The sequence below is a fragment of the Streptomyces sp. NPDC048389 genome (assembly GCF_040706335.1).
In the GTDB taxonomy this organism is placed as follows: domain Bacteria; phylum Actinomycetota; class Actinomycetes; order Streptomycetales; family Streptomycetaceae; genus Streptomyces.
In genome coordinates, this window is record NZ_JBEZKP010000110.1 from 1 (window position 1) to 5,701 (window position 5,701).

Genomic DNA, 5,701 nt, shown 5'->3' on the forward strand with positions numbered 1-5,701 from the left:
GACCACGACGTCATCGACGACTGGAACACCAGCACCGCGTGGCTCGCCGACATGCGGGCGACGCCGTGGTGGCAGGAACGGATCGTCAGCGCGCTGATGTCGTACTGGGTCTACCAGCACCTGGGCAACCTCTCGCCGGCCGAGCTCGCCGCCGACCCGCTGTACGAGGCGGTGCGGTCGGCGCCCGACGGGACGGCCGCGCTGCGGGACTTCGCGGAGCAGGCGGACCGCGACGCGGCCTCCGTACGCTGGAGCTACCGCCGCGACTTCGGCCGCACGAGGCTGCTGATGGTGGACACCCGGGCCGCCCGGGTACTGGACGAGCAGAGCCGGTCGATGCTCGACCCGGGCGAGGCCCGGTGGCTGCGCGAACAGATGCTGGACGCGCCGGGCTCCTTCGACCACCTCCTCCTCGGCACCTCGCTGCCCTGGCTGCTGCCGCCCCTCGTCCACCACGCGGAAAGCTGGAACGCGGCGCTGTGCCGCGGCGAGCGGGGGCCCCGGTGGGCGCGCTTCGGCGAGCGGCTGCGCCGCCTCGCGGATCTGGAGCACTGGTCGGCGTTCCCCGCCTCGTTCGACAGGCTGGCGCAGCTGATCGCGCGGGCGGGCAGCGGCCCTGACGCGCCGGCAACGGTGTGCGTGCTGTCCGGCGACGTCCATCACGCGTACGTGGCGGAGCCGGAGTGGCCGGACGGACCCGACGGAGCGGATCGCGCCGGTGCCGTGGCCCGGCCCGACGCGCACGTGCTCCAGCTGACGTGCTCGCCGGTGCACAACTCCATCCCGCGCCCGGTGCGGCTCGGCTTCCGGTTCGGCTGGAGCGGGATGGGGCGGTGGCTGGGCCTCGCCTTCGCCCGGCACGGGCGCACGGGCCTGCCGCTCGTCCGCTGGCGCCGCACCGGCGGACCGTGGTTCGGCAACCAGTTGATGACGCTGACGCTGCGCGGGCGTTCGGCGTCGCTGCGGCTGGAGCAGGCGCGCGCCGAGCGGAGGGGCGCCGGCAGCGGCCGGCTGACGACGCTCTTCGAACGCCGGCTGACGGACGGCATGCCGAAGAGCGGCCCGCCGGCGGCCGGCCCGTCGAACACCGGCCGGCAGGGGCAAGGTTCCTGAACCTCCCGGGCCCCTGACGGCCCCCACGCCCCCACGCCCCCACGCCCCAGGAACCGGCCACCCCCAGCCAACCGAGCGCCGTGTTCCCGCCAACCCGTATGCGCCCGGCCGAGGAGTCCCCCTCGCCCGGGCGTCCGGCATTCCGTGCGCCGTGTCGCAGAACTGCGGACGACCAGGTCATCCACGCCACGGGCGCGCCGACGCCCGGCACGGTCCACCGGCACGGGAGGACCGGATGGCGAAAGGGCGAACCCGCGGCCGGAATCAGCCGAACAAAAAATGTTGAACTTGCAAGTAACGATTAGGTCTGCCTAACCTGTGGCCCCCCTCATCGGTCCGTATCCCCGAAGCCGAAGGAGCCACGACGTGGCCACCCCCACCCTTCCCACCCGTCTCAACGAGGCCCAGCCGTATGCGCTCGGACTGTTCCGGGCCGTCGTCGGTCTGCTGTTCCTCTGCCGCGGAGCCGCCTCACTGTTCGGCGTCCTCGGCGGCGCCGCCGGCGGCGGGACCATTGCGGCCGGCACCTGGCCCGGCTGGTACGCCGCGGTGATCCAGCTGGTCGCCGGCGGCCTGGTGATGCTCGGCACAGGCACCCGCAGCGCGGCCTTCCTCGCCTCGGGTTCGATGGCGTACGCGTACTTCACGGCGCACCAGCCGGAGGCGCTGTTCCCGCTGCAGAACGGCGGCGAGGCGTCGGCGATGTTCTGCTGGGCGTTCCTGCTGCTGGTCTTCACCGGACCCGGAGCACTGGCCCTGGACCGGTGGTCGGCGCCGCGCGGTGCCGACCGCCCGGCCGAGGATCCGAAGGAGCGGGCGGCCGCCGCCTGATCCGTGAGCACGGCCTGAACGCCCGGACCCCCGCCTCCTCGACGGGGGTCCGGGCTTCAGCCCTGCCAACGTGGCAATCCGTCCGTACGGGCGGTTTCGACCCCGTGAAAGGCCGGGAAACGCCCCCTGTCGATCTCCCCCGGTGCCCGGGCGTACGCTGTACAGCTGTCCGGCCGACCAGCCGCTCTCCCGCGAGAGCCGTGGCCTTGCGACGTAACGGGGAGAGTCCAGGTGCTCGAGAGTATGGGGTCGCTGACCGGCAGCCCATGGATCTACGCCGTCGTGGCGTTGTCCGTGCTTCTCGACGTCTTCCTGCCCGTACTCCCCAGCGGAGTCCTGGTGATCACCGCCGCCACGGCGGCCGCCGCAGGCTCGACCGCCGGCGCGGCAGGCACCGCCGCGGTCGCGGGTGCGGCAGGCCAAGTGCCGCGCGAGGTCCCCTCGCTGCTCGTCCTGGTGCTGTGCGCGGCCACCGCCTCCGTACTCGGCGATCTGGTCGCCTACCGGCTCGCCTGGCGGGGCGGGGACCGGCTCGACCGGGCCATCGCCCGCTCGCGTCGGCTGACCCGGGCGCAGGAACGTCTCGGCACCGCCCTCAGCCGCGGCGGGGGTGCGCTGGTCGTCATCGCGCGGTTCGCGCCCGCCGGCCGTTCCGTCGTCTCGCTGGGCGCGGGCGCCGCCCACCGCAAGGTGAAGGACTTCCTTCCGTGGTCTGCCCTGGCCGGCATCGCCTGGGCCGGATACGCCGTCGGGCTCGGCTGGTTCGGCGGCCAGTGGCTCGGCGCGAGCTGGATCGGCGCGGCCGTCTCCGTACTCGCGCTGTTCGGTGCGGGGTCCCTCGCCGCCTATGTCATGCGGCGTCCGGCTCCGGCTCCCGCACCGACCGTCTAGCGGCCCGCGGCGCCTCACCGGCGTGGGCGGCCTGCCCGGAGCGGCCACCGGAACCGTGTACCTCGAGTCCGTCGAGGAGTCTGCGGGTCGCCTCCGCGATCTCCTCGACTGCCTGCTCGAAGACCTCGCGGTTGTGCGCCGCGGGGGCGCGGAAGCCCGAGACCTTGCGCACATACTGCAGGGCGGCGGCCCGGACGTCCTCCTCCGTGGCCTCTTCGGGAAGGACGGGTGGACGGAGGGTCTTGATGCTGCGGCACATGCCTCCAGTGTGCCGCGCGCCACTGACAAACGCGCCGGGCCGCCGGGCCACCACCGGCAGCGGCCCCCTCGTGCACCGGACGGTGCGGTCCGGCACCGGACGGCACCGCCGGTAACCCCGAGTACCCCGGGTACCCGGAAGGGTCTGTCCGGGCGGCCAGTAGAGTGCGGCTCCGTCCCCCTGCCGTTCCGTCGACGAGGTACCGCTCAGTGACCCCCGCACCACGCTCACCAGCAGTAACCGTCGTCGGAATCGGCGCGGACGGCTGGCCCGGACTGTCGGCCGGCGCACAGGACGCGCTGCGGAACGCGGAAACCGTCATCGGCGGGCCACGGCAGCTGGAGCTGCTGCCCGCCCACTGCGCCGCGGAGCGCGTGACCTGGCCGAGCCCGCTGCGGCCCGCCGTCGCCGGGCTGCTCGCCGCGCACAAGGGCCGCAGGCTCGCCGTACTGGCCAGCGGCGACCCGATGTTCTACGGCATCGGCCGCGCGCTCGCCGAAGAACTCGGCCCGCACGCGCTGCACGTCCTCCCGCACCCCTCCTCCGTCTCGTACGCCTGCGCCCGGCTCGGCTGGCCCGTCGAGGACACCGCCGTCGTCACCGCCGTCGGCCGTCCCGTCGCGCAGTTGGCCGCCGCGCTGCACGACGGCCGCCGGCTGCTGGTGCTCAGCGCCGGCGCGGACACGCCCGCCGAAGTGGCGGCGCTGCTGCGGGACCGCGGTTTCGGCGCGACCCGGATGCGGGTCCTCGAACAACTCGGCGCGCCCGCCGAACGCCTCGTGGGCGGCCACGCCGCCGACTGGACCGCGCCGCCCGGCGACCCGTTGAACGTCATCGCGCTCGAATGCCGCCCGGACGAAGGCGCGTTGCGGCTGCCCGCCGTACCCGGTCTGCCCGACGAGGCGTACGAGCACGACGGGCAGCTCACCAAACGCCACATCCGCGCGGCGACACTCGCCGCCCTCGGCCCCGCGCCCGGCGAACTGCTGTGGGACGTCGGCGGCGGCTCCGGTTCCATCGCGATCGAGTGGATGCGAACGGACCCGTCCTGCCGGGCCGTCACCGTCGAACGCGACCCGGCGCGGGCCGCGCGCATCGCCCGCAACGCCGACACCCTCGGCGTCCCCGCGCTGGGCGTCGTCACCGGCGCGGCGCCGGACGCGCTCGCCGGACTGCCCGCGCCCGACGCGGTGTTCATCGGCGGCGGGCTCACCGTCCCCGGGCTGCTGGACTCCTGCTGGGACGCACTGCCGGCCGGCGGCCGCCTCGTCGCCAACACGGTCACCCTCGAATCGGAGGCGCTGCTCGCCCGGTACCACGCACGCCACGGCGGCGAACTCGTCCGCCTCGCCGTCGCGCACGCCGTGCCCGTCGGCGGCTTCACCGGCTGGCGCCAGGCCATGCCCGTCACCCAATGGTCCGTCACCAAAGCAGGAGATCCGACATGACCGTGTACTTCATCGGTGCGGGCCCCGGCGCCGCCGACCTGATCACCGTCCGCGGCGCGCGCACGCTCGCTTCGTGCGGTGTCTGCCTCTACGCGGGCTCCCTCGTCCCCCGCGAACTCCTCGCCGAGTGCCCGCCGGACGCCCGGCTGATCGACACCGCCCGACTCGATCTGGACGCCATCACCGCCGAGGCCGTCCGCGCCCACGAGGAGGGCCACGACGTGGCCCGGCTGCACTCGGGCGACCCGTCGGTCTTCAGCGCCGTCGCCGAGCAGATGCGGCGCCTGGACGCGGCGGGCGTGCCGTACGAGATCGTGCCGGGCGTCCCGGCGTTCGCGGCGGCGGCCGCGGCGCTGAAGCGGGAGCTCACGGTCCCGACCGTGGGCCAGACGGTGATCCTCACCCGCATCGCCCAGCAGGCCACGCCCATGCCGGACGGCGAGGACCTGGCCACCCTCGGACGCAGCGGCGCACTCCTCGTCCTCCACCTCGGCGCGCGCTACATCGACCGGATCGTGTCCGAACTCCTCCCCCACTACGGCGCCGACTGCCCGACCGCGGTGGTCGCGATGGCCAGCCGCCCCGACGAACTCGTGCTTCGCGGCACGCTGGAGGACATCGCGGCCCAGGTGAAGTCCGCGGGCGTGACGCGCACGGCGGTCATCCTGGTGGGCCGCGTCCTGGCCGCAACGGGCTTCCGCGACAGCCACCTGTACTCACCGGAGCGCGACCGCCACGCCTGCTGAACGGGTGCGCTGCGCCCCTGCGGGGCGTGGCTGCCGTGGTGGGTGGGTGCGGTAGGCGGGTGCGTGGCGCCCGTGCGGGGCGGTGACTGCGCGGGGTGGGTCCGGTAGGTGGATGCGTGGCGCCCCTGTGGGGCGTGACCGCGGGGCTGTGCCGGGGGCGGGGCGGGCCTGGCCGGGTCTGCGGGTGCGCTGCGCCTGTGCGGGGCGTCGCTGCGCTGGTGCCGGTGGGCTTGTGGGCCCGGGCCAGGAGTGGTGGCTGTGTCGGTGGCGGGGGGCGGGGCGGGCCTGGCCCGGTCTGCGGGTGCGCTGCGCCTGTGCGGGGCGTGGCTGCGCTGGTGGTGGGTGGCGGGGGGCGGGGTCTCCGGAGGGGGGTGTCCGGAAGTAAAGCGTCGCAACTCGCGCGCAGCGCGGTG

Annotated in this window: 5 protein-coding genes and 1 pseudogene; 5 read left to right on the forward strand and 1 reads right to left on the reverse strand. The window is 74.8% G+C overall.

Annotated elements, in window-relative coordinates; translation table 11 throughout:
- The 3 genes and pseudogenes from AB0903_RS34055 to AB0903_RS34065 all read left to right on the forward strand — a co-directional run.
- A pseudogene (locus AB0903_RS34055) lies at positions 1-1,113 on the forward strand (alkaline phosphatase family protein); the annotation flags it as partial.
- 366 nt (positions 1,114-1,479) lie between these two features.
- The gene (locus tag AB0903_RS34060) at positions 1,480-1,944 is read left to right on the forward strand and encodes a DoxX family protein (RefSeq protein WP_366708667.1); all 465 of its coding nucleotides are present in this window, start codon (positions 1,480-1,482) and stop codon (positions 1,942-1,944) included.
- A 231-nt stretch (positions 1,945-2,175) separates the two neighbouring features.
- Positions 2,176-2,835: a VTT domain-containing protein gene (locus AB0903_RS34065; RefSeq protein ID WP_366708669.1), complete on the forward strand. Its 660-nt coding sequence runs from the start codon at positions 2,176-2,178 to the stop codon at positions 2,833-2,835.
- On the opposite strand, the gene AB0903_RS34070 is transcribed toward AB0903_RS34065, so the two are convergent.
- Positions 2,795-3,094 (reverse strand): DUF2277 domain-containing protein, encoded by a 300-nt coding sequence (locus AB0903_RS34070; RefSeq protein WP_366708671.1) that lies wholly within the window; start codon positions 3,092-3,094, stop codon positions 2,795-2,797. The genes AB0903_RS34065 and AB0903_RS34070 overlap by 41 nt on opposite strands.
- Positions 3,095-3,303: 209 nt before the next feature.
- Between AB0903_RS34070 and cbiE the strand changes: the two genes are divergently transcribed.
- Together cbiE and cobM are read left to right on the forward strand one after the other, a co-directional pair.
- Positions 3,304-4,542 (forward strand): precorrin-6y C5,15-methyltransferase (decarboxylating) subunit CbiE, encoded by a 1,239-nt coding sequence (cbiE, locus tag AB0903_RS34075; RefSeq protein WP_366708673.1) that lies wholly within the window; start codon positions 3,304-3,306, stop codon positions 4,540-4,542.
- The gene (cobM, locus tag AB0903_RS34080) at positions 4,539-5,288 is read left to right on the forward strand and encodes a precorrin-4 C(11)-methyltransferase (protein WP_366708675.1); all 750 of its coding nucleotides are present in this window, start codon (positions 4,539-4,541) and stop codon (positions 5,286-5,288) included. Before cbiE ends, cobM begins: the two co-directional genes overlap by 4 nt.
- Positions 5,289-5,701: the final 413 nt, after the last annotated feature.